This is a genomic window from Sanguibacteroides sp. AM78-02pH3A (assembly GCF_027666085.1).
Lineage (GTDB): Bacteria > Bacteroidota > Bacteroidia > Bacteroidales > Marinifilaceae > Gabonibacter > Gabonibacter massiliensis.
The window spans coordinates 279,975-297,221 of sequence record NZ_JAQEHX010000004.1 but is presented as its reverse complement, the minus strand read 5'-3'; the positions used below and the strand labels follow the sequence as shown (position 1 = coordinate 297,221).

Genomic DNA, 17,247 nt, shown 5'->3' with positions numbered 1-17,247 from the left:
ATTTTTATCCGGCTCTTTCTTTATGCAGATCATTTAATCAATTCTATGCTTCTTTTTACAAACTTATTCAACGCTTCACCCTTCAACAGTCCATTAGCAAGAAGAGCCAAATCGATCAACTGCCCCACGATCTTATTCCCGCGTCCGTACTCTTCCAACAAAGTCGTTTTTTGTTTCCTTAAATCGGCAATGGTCTTATCGTATTCGGTTTTCCGGTCTTTATCCACCTGAGGAATTTCTTCCTCTTTTTTTCCTTTGTTCAATTCATCCAACTCCGTTTTCTTACTTTCAGTCTCTTTGATCTCGAAGTCCAAAGGTTCCAGTTTAGCATTCATCGCCTTTTTCTCTTCCTCTAAAACCTCGTTGACCAACTTATGGTCCGTATTTACAACCAAAGTATACTGGTCTCCCATCGACCCGTAAAAGCTCATTCCCGGATTCATGGCAGCCATCTCCTTCATTCGGCGCATAAATTCGGCACGGGTAACGACAACCGGTTCATTATCCTCTCCCATAGCTTCGAAAGAGACCATGAACATACCGTTATCCTTGGGAAGTTGCGAAGAGAAAACGGTACGAAGTTCCTCTTGTTCGACAGCACTCCAAGTCGTCTCTTTCGTTTCGGATTTTTGAATCAATTTATCTATGACATCCGCATCTACCCGTACAAAACGATGATCCGGATTTTTTTGCTCCAGGTGATTGATAAAATGGGTATCCAGCTGACCGTTCATCAAAAGCACACTGTATCCTCTATTCTTGGCTTTTTCAATATAAGTATATTGCTCATGTACGTCCGTAGCATACAAATAAACGATCTTATTATCCTTATCCGTCTGGTCCGGTTTGATCAAATTTTCGTACTCTTCAAGCGTGAAATATTTTCCGTCGGTATCCCTGAAAAGAAAAATTGCCTTGGCTCTCTCATCGAATTTTTCATCCGTCAACATTCCATATTGGATAAAAATCTTCAAATCATCCCATTTTTTCTCGTACTCTTCCCTGTTGCTCGAAAAAATATCGCTCAGGCTATCCGCAACTTTCTTCGTGATATGATTGGAAATTTTTTTCACGTTACGATCGCTTTGCAGATAAGAACGGGAAACATTCAAAGGAATATCCGGAGAATCGATTACCCCGTGTAGCAAAGTCAAATACTCGGGAACGATACCCTCGACCGAATCGGTTACATAAACCTGATTCGAATAGAGTTGGATCTTGTTTTTCTGTATTTCGAATTTGTTATCGATTTTAGGAAAATAAAGGATACCCGTCAGATTAAACGGATAATCCACGTTCAAATGGATATGGAACAACGGATCCTGGGCCATCGGATACAGTTGATGATAAAATTTCAAGTAATCCTCCTCTTGCAAATCCGAAGGTTTACGTGTCCAGGCCGGATTTATATCATTGATTACATTATCCTCTTCCGTATCTTTGTACTCTCCGTCTTTCCACTCTTTTTTCTTTCCGAAGATAATTTCGACAGGCAGGAACCTACAATATTTGGTCAGCAATTCGTTGATTTTATTATCCTCGAGAAAATCTTTCTCCTCTTCATTGATATGCATGACAATATCCGTTCCCCGCTCTGCCTTCTCCGTCTCCTCCATCGTGTATTCGGGAGTTCCGTTACAAGACCATTTCACGGCTTTTGCCCCTTCTTTATAAGATTTGGTGATAATCTCCACCTTATCGCTCACCATGAAAGATGAATAAAAGCCTAATCCGAAATGACCGATAATTGCCGCCCCGTTATCCTTGTATTTTGCCATAAACTCCTCCGCTCCGGAAAAAGCGATCTGATTAATATACTTTTCGACCTCTTCCCCCGTCATTCCGATACCATTATCGGAAACCGTCAATGTTCCTGCCGCTTTGTCAGCCTTCACTCTTACTTTCAACTCTCCCATTTCCCCCTTGAACTCTCCGCTTGTGGCCAACACTTTCAATTTTTGGGAAGCATCCACCGCATTAGAGACAATCTCTCTCAAGAAAATATCATGATCAGAATATAAAAATTTCTTGATAATCGGGAACAAATCCCCCGTTGAAACACCAATCTTTCCTGTTGACATAGTTCTATATTTTTAATTTAGTTATTTTTGAATTTACGCAATCTTTCCGGCAATTGTTATGCCAAATCCAAACAAATGACGATTTGACAGTTCTTAATACATCCGTATAACTTTTTTCTTTCGTTTATCGTTAATTAGTCGATATTCATTAAAATAAACAGAAACACTTATGAGTAATATAAAAGAACAATACTGGAAATATTCGCTTATCATCATTATCTTCGTGTTAGGAATCATCTTGTTTATCAAATTCATTCCCTTTTTAGGCGGTATTTTAGGTGCGATAACCATATATATTCTTCTCAGACAACAAATGTTGTACCTGACAGAAAAAAAACATATGAAACGAGGGCTAATGGCGTTTCTGATGCTATGCGAAACCATCCTTTGTTTTTTAATTCCGCTATTTCTGGTTATTTGGCTACTTGTAAATCAATTGCACGCCATAAATCTCGCTCCCCAAACGCTTATCGCCCCCATTGAACGGCTGGCGGATCTCATCCAGCAACACACGGGCTATTACGCCTTAAGTAAAGACAATATTGCCTCTATGGTCTCTATTTTACCCAAAATAGGACAATTTCTCATGGGAAGTATCAGCAGTTTTACCATGAACGTATTGGTTTTGCTTTTCATACTCTACTTCATGTTAATCGGCGGAACCAAAATGGAAGCCTATATCAATGACATTCTTCCTTTCAACAAAAAGAATTCCCGGAATATATTGCATGAAATCAACATGATCGTAAAATCAAACGCGATCGGAATTCCTCTATTAGCCATCATTCAGGGAGCTATCGCCATGTTAGGATATTATATCTTCGGAACCCCCAGCCCGTTGATATTCGGTATACTGAGTTGCTTCGCAACGATTATTCCCGTCATAGGTACAGCATTGATCTGGATTCCGTTAGTCCTATACATGGGATTAAGCGGAGACTGGGGACACGCGATCGGTTTAACCGTTTACGCCATCATCGTCATTGCTAACGTGGACAATCTAATCCGTTTTGTATTACAAAAGAAAATGGCCGATACCCATCCGTTGATTACCATATTCGGAGTAGTTATCGGCCTTTCTCTATTCGGCTTTATGGGCGTAATCTTCGGTCCTCTTCTCTTATCTATCTTTATTCTTTGCGTAAATATATTCAAAGAAGAGTATTTAGACAACTGATTATTTCACCCATACGTTTACGATTTCGCCGATATAGACTTTATGCAGTTGCTTACCCGCCCATTTTTCTTTCAATTGCTCGTCGAATATAGCTTCCGGAGTTATAGACTGAGAAATCATCTTACGGCATTCGATAATCATCCACGCCTCGGAAAATGCCTTACTCCCGGAAGGAGTTGTAATCGGTGTTAATCCGCTTTCCTTAACCTTATCGGCATCTTTTCCCGAATGATTCCCACAATATTCCAAAACTTCCCTATAAGTCTCCGTGAAAAAAGAGATCGTGTAGGTGTCTCCTTTTTCCATCAGTTGATAGGTATAACGAGTAGGATATATAAAACTAAAGGCGACAGGTTTATTATACAGATACCCCAAACCGCCCCAACTGGCTGTCATCATATTGAATTTTTCGTCATTGCCGGCTGTAATCAAAGACCAACCTTCTGAAAGCATTTTGATTATATTTCCGGGAATTTTATCCGGAGCAATCTGTTTATACCCCTCCAATTGACTGGACGAGTGGGTCATGTCTGCCGCCATCTCCCTGGCGATCTCGACCGGGGCAACCGCCTTCAACGGAGTATTGGCATTTGTTTTCGTCTCACCGACGTTACCTCCCAATACCTTGACGATATCGTCGTACATACGATCTACCAAATCAATCGTATGAATTCTAAATTTACCGGTCGCCCGAATTAATTTATCTCTCTTTTTGGTCAAGGTATGCTCGTCCGTGATCGTACTCTCGGCCCGCAACAGCTCCATACCGTTCGTACGTCCCGTATTATACGAATAGATAATAGAGCTGATCTTCATGTAACAATTTCCGGAGAAACTCGTCAATGATACCTGATAAGTTATTACCGCACGGTCTAACGCTAACAATTTATCGGCAAATACCAAATACTCCTGTCCTTGACAAACGATAGTTCCACCCTGAGGATCCATATATAAAACCCGACTCTCCAACTCTTTATCGGCTACGAATCGTTTTTCCGCCCACTGACTTAATTTCTCATAAATCTGATCTCGAGTAAGTCCGGGCGCTTCAATTACTTTGGTAAAAGTAACCATACCATCTACTACCGGAACCGCTCCGGCCAAGTATTTTTTATCGGTTTTTTCCTGTGCGAAAAGTATTGTCGGCACAAACAAAAGTAAAAATAAAAGCTGTTTCATAGATTTATTACTTAATGATATGTAGCAAAGATAACAGGAGTTAACGACATTTCCGGTTTAGAAGCGTTAAAATTGATCATTTTATTTTCGACGAGCTAAACGCCAGCATATTGCGTTATCCCTTGACAAAACCAACGAATCTGCATTTAGTTTTACAATATTCAACGTATCTTGTCCTTCGATTGTCTGTCCGTTACCTACACTCTTGTATCCCAATATCAACACTCCATCGTTCAGCTCCCAATTCCTTATCTCTAAGGTAGCCATACCGACAGTGGATGCGGTCCCGTCCTGATTCAACGTAAACCCCTGTTGATCATCGGCATCTATCGGATTCGGTTCGAGCCAGGTTCCCTGAATGTAATAGTAAGGCGAATGTACGGTCACGATAAGTTGCCGAGCTTTTAAAACAGTCCCGTTACCCATTCGTTCTTTCCGGTAAGAGATCTTGACGGAATCATCAATCAGTACGCCGGGAACTTTGGCAGGATCTGCATCCATCGTACTGATATCGACCGTATCGCCTTTCGTCGTAATCACGATAATATTATTCATCGAAGCATCAAAAACGACGCCGCTAAGCGTTTGAATCTTACCGGAAGATTGGCAGCCGCCCGCTCCAAACACGATCAACAGAGACCAAAACAAAGCCAGGTAAATCACTTTTTTCATATTCAAATTATTTCCATCGTTCTCGTTTTTCAGATATACAAAAATACGAAAATTATCCGGAGGTATCCTCTCTGAATAATTCTTTCGTTAAATATTCCTTTCCTTGCTTTTTTAATAAAATTATGCTTAGCTTTGTCTTGACATTTTTCAACAAGGGGTGCCTAAGAAATGAGATAATTTCATTTCTATCTGTAAACACAGATCAATACAACGGGCTGAGATCATACCCTATAACCTGATCCGGGTAATGCCGGCGTAGGTAGAGTGCATTCCCTTTTTGAATTTTGATTAATAAAAAACCGGTCGGAACTCACGTTCAACCGAACAAAAACAACGAGGTTATGCAAATTTTCATCAACGACAAAGCAACACATTGTTCTCCGGAAAACACCTTAAAAGAGGTATTGAGCAACAACGGTATTCCCTTCGAAAATATTGCCGTTGCCATTGACTTTACCGTTATTCCCAAAACCGAATGGGAAAATACGAAACTACAAGACGGAAATAAGATCATCATCATCAAAGCCGTACAAGGCGGCTGAGAATATCCTTGGATCGACCAAAACAGAAAAATCATCAAATCAAAATCATATTATGGAAAAAGAAATGGAAGTTTCCTGCGGTCCGCTGCCAGGATCTGAAAAATTTTACGTGAAAGGAGAGATATTCGATATTGAAGTACCCATGCGCAGAATCAATCTCTCCCCGACCATAGATTTGGATGGCCAAAAAGTAGAAAACGAACCGGTTGTCGTGTACGATACCTCCGGACCCTATACGGACCCCGCCTACAAGGTCGACCTGAATAAAGGTCTCCCAAAAATCAGGGAACGATGGATCAGAGAAAGAAACGATACCGTACAATTAGAAGGATTAAGCTCCGAATACGGACAAATGAGGCAAAACGACCCCTCGCTGGATCACCTTCGTTTCGAACACGTGAATACGCATCCGCGAGTAGCTAAGCCCGGTCAGGGCGTAACGCAAATGTATTATGCCAAGAAAGGAATCATCACTCCGGAAATGGAGTTTATTGCCATCCGGGAAAATCAACAGGTAGACCAAATCCGGGAAAACTATAAAAGAGAGAAAGGAGAACCTTTAGGGGCTCACGTTCCGGCATACATCACGCCGGAATTTGTTCGGCAGGAAGTAGCGGCAGGCAGAGCCGTCATCCCGGCCAACATCAATCACCCGGAGAGCGAACCGATGATCATCGGTCGCAATTTCCTTGTCAAGATCAATGCCAATATTGGAAATTCTCCGATCACATCGACCATTTCGGAAGAGGTTGAAAAAGCCGTATGGGCTTTCCGTTGGGGAGCCGACACGATCATGGATCTCTCCACCGGCAAAAACATTCATGAAACCAGGGAATGGATCATCCGGAACTCCCCGGTTCCCGTGGGGACCGTACCCTTGTATCAAGCTTTGGAAAAAGTACGGGGAAAAGTGGAAGAGCTAAATTGGGAAATATACCGCGATACCCTGATAGAACAAGCCGAACAGGGAGTCGATTACTTTACAATCCATGCCGGCTTAAGGTGGCATCACGTACCGCTTACCCTAAAGCGTCTTACGGGAATCGTTTCCCGGGGAGGAGCGATTATGGCACATTGGTGTACCACCCACAAACAAGAAAGTTTCCTATATGACCATTTCGAAGATATATGCGAGATTCTGGCTAAATACGACGTGGGTATATCCATCGGAGACGGACTCCGTCCGGGATGTATAGCAGATTCCAACGACGAGGCACAGATTGCCGAATTAAAAACACTCGGTGAACTGGCAAAAATTGCCTGGAAGCACGACGTACAAGTACTTATCGAAGGCCCGGGACACGTTCCTATGCAAAAAATTCGAGAAAACATGGAATTAGAGCTGGACTATTGCAACGAAGCTCCTTTTTACACTCTTGGTCCCCTCGTGACGGATATTGCCCCGGGATACGATCATATTACGTCCGCTATCGGCGGAGCCATGATCGGCTGGTACGGAACTTCCATGCTCTGTTACGTGACACAAAAAGAACACCTCGGTTTACCCAATCGGGACGATGTCAAGGAAGGTGTTATCACGTTCAAATTAGCCGCTCATGCGGCTGACTTAGCCAAAGGACATCCCGCCGCTTACTGGCGGGATTATGCCATGAGCAAGGCTCGTTTCGAATTCCGTTGGAAAGACCAGTTTCATTTAGCCTTAGATTCGGAGAAAGCTTTACGTTTTCACGACGAAACATTACCGGCCGAAGGTCATAAAGAGGCTCATTTCTGCTCCATGTGCGGAGAACATTTTTGTTCCATGAGGGCAAGCGAAAAATTAAGAAAGAAAATAAATCAATAACATGAACGAAGGAGAGATACACATGATTGATATCTCTCCTTCCCTAAGGAAAACTCTATGATTATTGTTATAACTCCTCCCGAATTTATTCCCCACGAAGAATCGATAATAAACAGACTCTTTGAAAACGGATTACATCTGTTACACCTGAGAAAACCGGGAGGAAGCCGCAAGGATTACGAAAATTTCATCCAAAAAATTATTCCCGCGTTTCGGAACAGAATCGTCATTCATGACCATTTCGGCCTGGTAAAAACATACGGGCTAAAAGGTGTTCACTTAAAATACGAACAAGTCGCTCAATGGAAAGAGAAAAACGCGTATCATCACGTTAGTGTTTCCTGCCATACCGTGGAAGAAATAGACCGCATACCGTTTCACACCGACTACCTCTTCTTAAGTCCCATATTCGACAGTATTTCGAAATACGGTTATCGGTCAAAGTTTGATCCGGATACTTTAAAAAGCTTCCTAAACTCCACGGACAAACAGATCATAGCTTTAGGAGGAGTCGATGCGGATCGCGTTTCATCCTGCCGCAAAATGGGTTTCGCAGGCGTAGCCCTATTGGGCTATATATGGAATAAATCCGAAGAAGCCATTTCTCGCTTCCTGAAATTATTCCCCACTCCGGTACTAAGTATAGCAGGATTCGATCCCAGTTCCGGAGCCGGAATCAGTTCCGATATCAAAACGTTTGAAAATTGCGGGGTATACGGACTGGGAATCTGTACAGCTATAACATTTCAGAATCAAAACGAATACCTTGAAACCCGATGGTTGACATTCGAGGAGATTACCCGACAATGCGATATCATTCTGCAAGAATTCTCACCCCGGGTTATCAAAATCGGACTGATTAAAGATTTTACTCTTTTGGATCAGATCGTCGCTTACTTGAAGCAAAAACTTCCCCGGACAAAAATAATTTGGGATCCCATTCTAAAAGCCAGCGCCGGATTCGAATTTCACCGGCATGACGACCGCAAAAAATTGATGAGTATTTTGCGAAAAATTTACTTAATTACCCCCAACGCGGAAGAATTAAGTAAATTATTCTCTCTTCCGGCTGAAAACTATAACGAGAATATCACCCGATTGCAAACTGTTTGTCACTCCTTACGGACAAACATCTTATGGAAAGGCGGTCATAACCGGGAAGAATACCCTACCGATCGGTTGATAACGGCGACGCATGAATACTCGGGTTCCGTTTCCCGTAACAAACACGATAAGCACGGTACGGGATGTGTTCTTTCGGCCGTTATCGCTTCCCGATTGGCACAAGGCTACTCCTTACCGGTAGCCTGCCGGGAAGGACAACTATATGTCTCCGATTTCATTCAATCCAACGATACCCGTTTAGGAGTACACCCTTCACGGTATTCCCCCCTGTTTAAAACCGACCTACACCGACTTCCGTTACAATACATCACCGACTTCAAAGAGGGGATGAGTATCCCGGAGCAGGTCGAAGCCGCATGTAAAGGAGGAATACGCTGGATACAATTGCGGATGAAAGAAACCGATCGATCCGAATGCCTAAAAACCGGGGCAGAAGTAAAGGCCATTTGCCAGAAATACAACGCCCTTTTCATTATCAACGACCGGGTCGATATAGCTTTGGAATTAGATGCGGACGGGGTACATCTGGGAAAGGAAGATATGAACCCACTCGAGGCCCGCAAGTTACTGGGAAACGATAAAATAATCGGTGCCACGTGCAACACGTTCAAAGATATAATGACCCGCTCCGTTCAACGGATTGATTACATCGGTTTAGGGCCGTTTACCTATACTACAACCAAGAAAAAATTAAGTCCTGTTCTGGGATTGGAGGGGTATCGAAACATCATGGAATCTTGTCGAAAAACAGGAATAAACATTCCGGTATACGCTATCGGAGGAATCAAAGAAAAAGATATTTCTCCTTTATTTTCCACGGGTATATCCGGAATAGCTCTCTCCTCTCTCATCAAAAACAGTGAGAATCTAACAAGTAAAACAGAAGAAATCATAAATCTTATAATCAATAAAATTTAGCAGCATGGAACCACTTAAAATAGCTGATAAAGTGTTTACTTCACGATTATTTACCGGCACCGGTAAATTCTCGTCCAATGCTTTAATGGAAGAGGCCATTAAAGCATCCGAGTCCCAATTGGTAACGGTTGCTCTTAAAAGAGTGGATATGTCAGAAAAAGAGGACGATATCTTAATTCATTTAAAAGCTCCCCATATCACACTTTTACCGAACACATCAGGGGTTCGAACGGCCAAAGAAGCTGTTTTCGCCGCCCAACTTGCCCGGGAGGCTTTGGGAACGAACTGGTTGAAATTAGAGATCCATCCGGATCCCAAATACCTGTTACCGGACCCCATCGAAACCTTAAAAGCAACCGAAGAACTGGCAAAATTAGGCTTTGTCGTTCTTCCTTACATTCAAGCCGATCCTGTACTCTGCAAACACTTAGAGGAGGCCGGAGCAGCCACTGTTATGCCTTTGGGCGCTCCTATCGGAACGAACAAAGGATTAGTCACGAAAGACCTGTTGGAGATTATCATCGAACAAAGTAATATTCCGGTGATCGTGGATGCCGGAATCGGAGCTCCTTCCCACGCGGCGGCAGCCATGGAGATGGGTGCAGCGGCCGTATTGGTAAATACGGCGATTGCCGTCTCTCCCGACCCGGTAGGGATGGGTCGGGCTTTTAAATTAGCGGTGGAAGCCGGTCGGATGGCATTCGAAGCCAAGTTAGCCAAACAATACCGACACGCACAAGCCAGTTCCCCGCTGACCGAATTCCTGAATCTATAAACGTTTGCCAGAATCACTAAATTACAGCATCAATTATGTCTTTTTATGATACCCTACAAACCTACGACTGGGAAGATGTGAAAAAAAACATCATGGACAAGTCGAAAAACGATGCCATTGACGCCATCAACAACCCGCACCGAACCTTGGACGATTTTATGGCTCTCATCTCTCCTGCAGCCGCTCCGTTACTGGAAGATATGGCACAGGAAGCCAATCGAATGACATTGGCCCGTTTCGGAAATACGATCCAACTCTATATTCCCCTTTATGTTTCCAACTACTGTACCAATTTCTGTGTTTATTGCGGATTCAATCACGATAACGAACTTCATCGTAAGATGTTAACATTAGAAGAGGTGGAAGCAGAAACTCAAGTAATCACCCGATGGGGATTTAAACATATCTTACTCGTATCGGGAGAAGCTCCCGCCAAAACCGACGCGGATTATTACGAACAAGTAATCCGTTCCATTCGGGATAAGTTTTCACAGATAGCCTTGGAAGTACAACCTTTAGAAGAAGCTGAATACGCCCGTTTAGCCGAAGCCGGACTCAGTTTCGTATGCGTATACCAAGAAACTTACAACGAGAAACAATACCCTCTGTATCATCCTAAGGGTCGAAAAGCCAATTATCGGTATCGTCTGGAAACTCCCGATCGGGTATGTAGAGCCGGAGTTCAAAAAATGGGAATAGGAGCTTTACTCGGATTGGAAGACTGGCGAACCGATTCGTTTTTCACGGCATTACACTTGAAATACTTGGAAAAAACCTATTGGCGAACCAAGTATTCCATCTCTCTTCCCCGCCTGCGCCCACATGCAGGAGCTTTTACACCCAATGATCCGATCAATGACAGGGAGATGGTCCAATTAATATGTGCCTATCGCCTGTTGGATCAAGAAGCGGAAATATCCATATCTACCCGAGAAAGCAGAGCATTCAGAGACCATGTCATGCACCTCGGTGCGACCTCCATGAGTGCCGGATCGAGTACCGAACCGGGAGGGTATGTCGTCCCCCATAAGGAGTTGGAACAATTTGCCATCAACGACAACCGTACGCCTCAGGAGATGGTGGAAGCCATCAAAGCACAAGGCTACGAACCGGTATGGAAGGATTGGGATAAATGGATGTAACTAAAAAATAGGATGATTTGAAAACAACAAATCATCCTATCCAACACTAAATTATCTATAAAACAAAACGTGCCAAAAATGAACTCCGGTTCTATTCCACTTTTCATCATTTCTTCAAAACCGAAATTATTTTCGGCACGATTTAACTTTTATCTTCCCCTCCTACGGATCCAGATAAAGAGGGCCATAAAGATCAGGAAGGCGGTCAACACACCCATAAAACCGATCTTCGTGGCAATAGCACCAGCCTCACTCACGTACAATTCGGTATCCGTCGTGCTCGGACGGCGAATGTCGATCGGCACCTCTTCATGAGACAACCAATAGAAAGAACCGATGATGACAGAGTAATTCATGGCTCTCACGTCTTTCCTGCTCATACTAACCTCTCCGTTACTGATACAATCGGCATCCCCCAGAATGATAATACGCTGCTCTTTGTCTCCTATTTTTCTTGAAAGAGCAAGAGCCGTAGGATAAGCTTGTTCCGTCTCTCCCGTTTTTTCATCTATCGTAGGAATATCATCGACAAAATCGGTGGTCTGCAACTCATTCCAGCTTCCCACGGTATCGCTCATGAAAAGAGGCGTAACCGTGTATCCTTTATCTTCCGTGTACGCCAAAGCACTACTACTGGGCATGGTCACACACCCTTCCCATCTCCGAATCCCGTCGAAATGATAACATAGCTCACAAGCTGCCTGTGTCGGAGTTACCATAATCAAATCGGGCTGGAAATTCTCGCTTTTTTTCACCAATACTCCCGGTAAAATCTGAACGCCAAACGGTTCAACTATCGGATTCATAAACTCCCGACGTTTGGGTTCGGAGATGATCAACAAATCTCCTCCTCTCGCGACGTACGCATCCAACCTGGCCTTTTCTTCCGGAGTAAGCGCCTGTTTCATTTCGGCTATAACCAAAATACGTACATCGTCCGGAATATCCTGATCCAACGTAACCTCTTTGGCATCAAAACCTTGATTGATCAAAGCATAACGGAATTTTTTATCTTGGGCAAAACGTTTATAGTCCCGGTCTCCCTCCTTATTGATATCCCTCTCCCCGTGTCCTGTCAAAAAGCCGACTGTCGGAAGGTCCATTACCAGTCGCTTCAACGCCGCCGTAATTTCACTCTCTCCCGGGAATTTCCGCATATCGTCATAAACACGCAAAAACGTCTTTTCTCCGCTTTCACGCTCTATCAAACGCACGAACCGATTCCCTTCCGGTTGCAAATCCACCATTTCCCGAATCTTTTCCGGCGGTAAAAACATATTGGAATCCAAATCCCAGATCTCACATAATTTCTTTGCCCGTTCCTTATCGCTCAAATTCGGATAACGCTCGTCCAGATGTTTGTTTTCCGCTTTATCGTAATAATAGACGTATTTGATTTTGATCTCCGGTTTAAAACGCACGTAGTCTTCAAAATGTCCCCGGTTCATATTCATCATTCGAGGCAGACCGAAACGGTAATCCTCATCCAACAGATTGACGTAAGTCGTGATCGTCAAACCGCCATTCAAACGCTTCACGATATCCTGACTATTGGGAGTCAAGGTATTACTTTTGGTGGAGGTAGCATCATAATACCCCATCAATACCGGACGAGAAGAAAAATACCCCAGTAACATAGCGATACAAACCACTCCTACATATTTGCCCCAACGAACGCAGAAAGAAATCTTTTGTCTCCGTGCTTGCAAACGCAAAATACAGAGCATTAAGAACATGGCTATTACAATGACGAAATAGAGAAAATCTTCACTGCATATCATTCCCCTCAGGAAAGTACCGACGCGTCCTCTCATGGACAACCAATAGGTAATATCCCTTACAAAATCAATATCCTGCCATAAATTTCCCACCATGTTCAAAACAGCCAATATAGCCAAGGTTCCCATTGCCGCAACGACCTGATAGGAAGTTATACTGGACATAAAGAGTCCGATAGCCGCATAAGCACAGATTAACAGATAAATTCCCAGGAACTGGGTCAAAAGGGTTCCGATCTCCATATCCTTAATGGTAAACACACCATAAAGGAAGAACAAGAATAAAACACCGATTAAAACCAAGGCGTAAATCATCATGGAAAGAAATTTTCCCAAAATAATTTGAGCGTTGGTCACGGGCGAAGAATACAACAATTTAATAGAGCCGCTCCCCAATTCACGACTCATCAATCCCATGGTTAACAACGGAATATAAAGATAAAGGTACTCCGTCATTTGCCATAACATATACCCGAAAGCTCTTCCTGTTACAGATCTCAAAGGATACCCCAGAGAGACACTTTGTACCATACCGGATATACTCTCAGTAAACATCATGCTTGCCTGAAACGTGTATATAATCAGAATCAACCAAGCCACAGGCGAATAGAAGAGGGTCTGCAATTCTGCTATCGCTAATTTATAGATTGTCTTCATCAACTTTGTTTTAATTAATAATTTTATTTTATATCTCACAACAACCGAAGCTCTAATAAGTTCCGGGATCACGCACTTTCCCGGAAACTTTTATACAAAAACACCTACGGTATCATCTTCCCCGTCTACGTATCCAAATAAACAGAGCGAAGAATATTAAAATGGCAGGAAAAACTCCCAAAAATCCGATTTTCGCAACTGACATCCCGATTTCACCGACATAAACGGCATTATCGGGAGGAGTCGGGCGTCGCATATCAATAGGAACTTCCTCATGCGATAACCAGAAGAAAGAACCCGTAAGGATATTGAAATTCATCGCCCAAACATCTTTCCGTTGCATACCCAACTCGCCGTTACTGATACAATCGGCATCACCGAAAATGATAATTCTTTGCTCCTTTTCTCCCACTTTCCGAGACAAAGCCAAGGCTATCGGCAAGCTCTCCTCTTTCTCTCCTTCCAAAAGATTCAAGGTAGCGACGTCATCGATAAAATCGGTCGTCTGCAATTCATTCCAGCTCCCCGCCGTATCGCTCATGAAAAGAGGAGTCACGCTATATCCCTTATCCGCCGCGTAAGCCAAGGCCGAACTTCCCGGAAACGTTACACACCCTTCATAATCGATGATCGTCTGGAAAGGATAAGAGAGTTCACCCGCCTCTTTTGTCGGAGTCGTAATGATCAAATCCGCCTGAAAATTCTCCGTAGGCTTCACCAAAACCCCAGGTAAAAATTTTACTCCCAGAGGTTCCACAATCTGATTCATAATATCCCTACGTCTCGGCTCCCCTAAAATCAATAAATTTCCTCCCCTTTCGATATAAGCATCCAATCTCATTCTCTCCTCCGGAGTCAGCGCTGATTTCATCTCGGCTATCACCAGTATCTCTATATCCGGAGCAATATCTTTATCCAAAGTTACCTCCGCAACATCAAAACCTTGATTGATCAAAGCATAACGGAACCACTTATCCTGAGAAAAACGATTATAATCCCTATCTCCCTCCTTTTTCGGATCACGTTCCCCGTGTCCTTGCAAAAAACCGACAATGGGCAATTTCATGATCAGACGTTTGAAGGCCGCCGAAATCTCCCCTTCACGCGGGTTCCGATCAAATCCCTCGTAAAAACGCAAGAAGATCCGTTGTCCGTTCTCCCGTTCCACCAAACGAACAGAGTGGTTTTTTTCCGCTTCCAAGTCGATAATTTTCTTTATCTCTTCCGGAGGAAGTACGATCGTGGAATCGATACCCCAACACTCTATCATTTTCCGGGCTCTCTCCTTATCCGTCATATTCGGGTACATCTTATCCAACTCTTTGTTTTGAGCATCGGCATAGAAATAAACATACTTCATCTTTATCTCCGGCTTAAAACGCACGTATTGTTTGAAAACCTCCTTATCCCAATTAACATTTTCGGGTAAAGTACTGTAAAAATCATTATCCAAAATATTGGTAAAAGTAGTAATCGTCAATCCCCCGTCCAATTTCTTGACAATTTCCTGACTATTGGGCGTCAGTGTATTGAATTTTGTCCGGGAAGCATCGTAATAACTCATAAACACGGGACGGGAAGAGAGGTATCCCAACAACATGGCAATACCGACAACACCCAGGTATTTCCCCCAACGAACGATCCAAGATATCCTTTGTCTCCTGGCTTGCAAACGCAGGATACACAACATTAGAAACATTGCGATCACAATGACAAAATAGAGAAAATCCTCACTACATATCAACCCGCCGATAAATTCATCCGCCCGTCCGTCTATGGATAACCAAAAAGTAATATCTTTTACAAACTCTATGCCTTGCCACATTCCTTTTACATAGCTCAATACGGCAAGAACCGCCAAAGTTCCCATAGCGGCAACCACTTGATACGAAGTTATACTGGACATAAAAAGCCCGATAGCCGCGTAAGCGCACAACAACAGATAGAGTCCTAAAAGACCGCTGAGCATATATGGAATATCCACCATTTTAATCGTACATACGCCAAAAAAGACAAATACGATCAAAACACCTATCAACACGAAACAGTAAAGCATAAGGGAAAGATATTTTCCCAATATGATCTGAGTATTGGTAACCGGTGAAGAATACAATAATTTAATCGAACCGCTCCCCAACTCTCTACTCATGATCCCCATGGTCAACAAAGGAATGTAAAAATAGAGATATTGTTGCATGGCTCTGAAAAATGGAAAATAAGTTTCCGCAGTAACATTGTACACAGGATAACCTAATGATTGGGCACGTACCAAGCCTCCGAAAAGATTGGTATAGACCATTCCCGCCTGAAAAGTAAAAATAATCAGAATCAACCAGGCTACCGGTGAGTAGAATAACGTTTGTAATTCCGCCAACGCCAATTTATATATGGTCTTCATCGTCTCTTACTTTTTGGATAATTCGGCAAATACGGCATCTAATGAGCTCTTTTCCAGATGTATATCATTCAACCTCCATCCTCTGGCCACACTTGTCTCTACCACACGTTCGATAACATCCTGGTTATCGGAAAATTGTAACCTGAATTTCGTTCCTCCCAACTCCTCCACGTTAACTACTCCCGGAACCTTAGCCAATTCATCCACGGCAGGCGGAGCGATCAACGAAACAAATATGGTATTCGGTATGATATAATTATCGAACTCGTCTACCGTCCCGGCAAAAACCAATCTACCCTCCTCAATCATACGGATATAATCACAGGTGGCCTGAACCTCCGGCAAGATATGTGTCGAAAGGATGACAGTACGTTCCTCTGCAATCTCTTTGATCAAATGACGCACTTCCACGATCTGGTTCGGATCCAACCCGTTCGTCGGTTCGTCCAACACTACAAATTCCGGATTATGAATGATAGCCTGCGCTATTCCCAATCGTTGTTGGTATCCCCCGGAAAGGTTACGTACCAAACGCTTATTAAAATGAGAAATACCGCAACGTCCCATAGCATCTTTTACAGCGTTTTTCACTTCCTTAGATGGCATTAAACGCATATTGGCACAATGGGTTAAGTACTCCTCTACCGTCATATCCATATGCAAAGGCGGTTTTTGCGGTAAAAAACCCAAATGTTTCTTAGCCTCTACGGGATTTTCTCGCATACTGACCCCCTTTATATAAACATCTCCCTCCGTCTGTTTTAAAACGCCACACATGATATTCATCGTGGTCGACTTCCCGGCCCCGTTGGATCCGAGAAGACCATATATACCATTAGTGTTGATTTCAAAATTAATATCCCGGATAGCCCACTGAACCGTGTAGCGATGGGATAGATTTTCAACTTTTACGATCGATTCTTCCATACAATTATTAAATTTTAGTTATTGAACATCCTTTCATCGGGTTTCCTTTGTCGTCATTCATGGAGAACAGAA

12 protein-coding genes and 1 riboswitch are annotated in these 17,247 nt (G+C 43.1%); of the genes, 6 read left to right on the top strand and 6 right to left on the bottom strand.

The features are described from left to right. Window positions 1-29: 29 nt before the first annotated feature. Window positions 30-2,081, bottom strand: coding sequence for a molecular chaperone HtpG (gene htpG, locus PGR74_RS08410; protein ID WP_041502026.1), 2,052 nt, complete (start codon window positions 2,079-2,081; stop codon window positions 30-32). A 169-nt stretch (window positions 2,082-2,250) separates the two neighbouring features. Between htpG and PGR74_RS08405 the strand changes: the two genes are divergently transcribed. After that, window positions 2,251-3,258, top strand: a complete 1,008-nt coding sequence (locus tag PGR74_RS08405) for an AI-2E family transporter (RefSeq protein WP_041502027.1) — start codon at window positions 2,251-2,253, stop codon at window positions 3,256-3,258. On the opposite strand, the gene PGR74_RS08400 is transcribed toward PGR74_RS08405, so the two are convergent. Together PGR74_RS08400 and PGR74_RS08395 are read right to left on the bottom strand one after the other, a co-directional pair. After that, window positions 3,259-4,437: a DUF4468 domain-containing protein gene (locus PGR74_RS08400; RefSeq protein ID WP_041502028.1), complete on the bottom strand. Its 1,179-nt coding sequence runs from the start codon at window positions 4,435-4,437 to the stop codon at window positions 3,259-3,261. 81 nt (window positions 4,438-4,518) lie between these two features. Beyond that, entirely contained in the window at window positions 4,519-5,109 is a 591-nt protein-coding gene (locus PGR74_RS08395) for a lipocalin family protein (protein ID WP_041505420.1), read from the bottom strand. Between the two features lie 143 nt (window positions 5,110-5,252). Continuing rightward, a riboswitch (TPP riboswitch) is annotated at window positions 5,253-5,388 on the top strand. 62 nt (window positions 5,389-5,450) lie between these two features. On the opposite strand from PGR74_RS08395, the gene thiS reads away from it, so the two are divergent. Genes thiS through thiH form a run of 5 tightly spaced genes read left to right on the top strand, consistent with a single transcriptional unit; the run spans window position 5,451 to window position 11,415 of the window. Further along, window positions 5,451-5,651 carry a sulfur carrier protein ThiS gene (thiS, locus tag PGR74_RS08390; protein ID WP_041502030.1) on the top strand — a complete coding sequence of 67 codons (201 nt, stop codon included), beginning with the start codon at window positions 5,451-5,453 and terminating at the stop codon, window positions 5,649-5,651. A 52-nt stretch (window positions 5,652-5,703) separates the two neighbouring features. After that, a complete protein-coding gene (thiC, locus tag PGR74_RS08385) occupies window positions 5,704-7,455 on the top strand; it encodes a phosphomethylpyrimidine synthase ThiC (RefSeq protein ID WP_110688621.1) in 1,752 nt (583 codons plus the stop codon). 57 nt (window positions 7,456-7,512) lie between these two features. Continuing rightward, entirely contained in the window at window positions 7,513-9,498 is a 1,986-nt protein-coding gene (locus tag PGR74_RS08380; RefSeq protein WP_082027557.1) for a thiamine phosphate synthase, read from the top strand. A 4-nt stretch (window positions 9,499-9,502) separates the two neighbouring features. After that, window positions 9,503-10,273: a thiazole synthase gene (locus tag PGR74_RS08375; RefSeq protein WP_041502031.1), complete on the top strand. Its 771-nt coding sequence runs from the start codon at window positions 9,503-9,505 to the stop codon at window positions 10,271-10,273. A 35-nt stretch (window positions 10,274-10,308) separates the two neighbouring features. Continuing rightward, a complete protein-coding gene (gene thiH / locus PGR74_RS08370; protein ID WP_041502032.1) occupies window positions 10,309-11,415 on the top strand; it encodes a 2-iminoacetate synthase ThiH in 1,107 nt (368 codons plus the stop codon). 149 nt (window positions 11,416-11,564) lie between these two features. Here the strand turns inward: thiH and PGR74_RS08365 are convergent, their stop codons facing one another. The 3 genes from PGR74_RS08365 to PGR74_RS08355 all read right to left on the bottom strand — a co-directional run bounded on the left by PGR74_RS08365 (window position 11,565) and on the right by PGR74_RS08355 (window position 17,175). Beyond that, on the bottom strand, window positions 11,565-13,850 hold the full coding sequence (locus PGR74_RS08365) for a Gldg family protein (RefSeq protein ID WP_041502033.1): 2,286 nt from the start codon (window positions 13,848-13,850) through the stop codon (window positions 11,565-11,567). 112 nt (window positions 13,851-13,962) lie between these two features. Continuing rightward, window positions 13,963-16,248, bottom strand: a complete 2,286-nt coding sequence (locus PGR74_RS08360; RefSeq protein ID WP_041505419.1) for a Gldg family protein — start codon at window positions 16,246-16,248, stop codon at window positions 13,963-13,965. Window positions 16,249-16,254: 6 nt separating this feature from the next. Continuing rightward, window positions 16,255-17,175: an ABC transporter ATP-binding protein gene (locus tag PGR74_RS08355; RefSeq protein ID WP_041502035.1), complete on the bottom strand. Its 921-nt coding sequence runs from the start codon at window positions 17,173-17,175 to the stop codon at window positions 16,255-16,257. Window positions 17,176-17,247 lie beyond the last annotated feature (72 nt).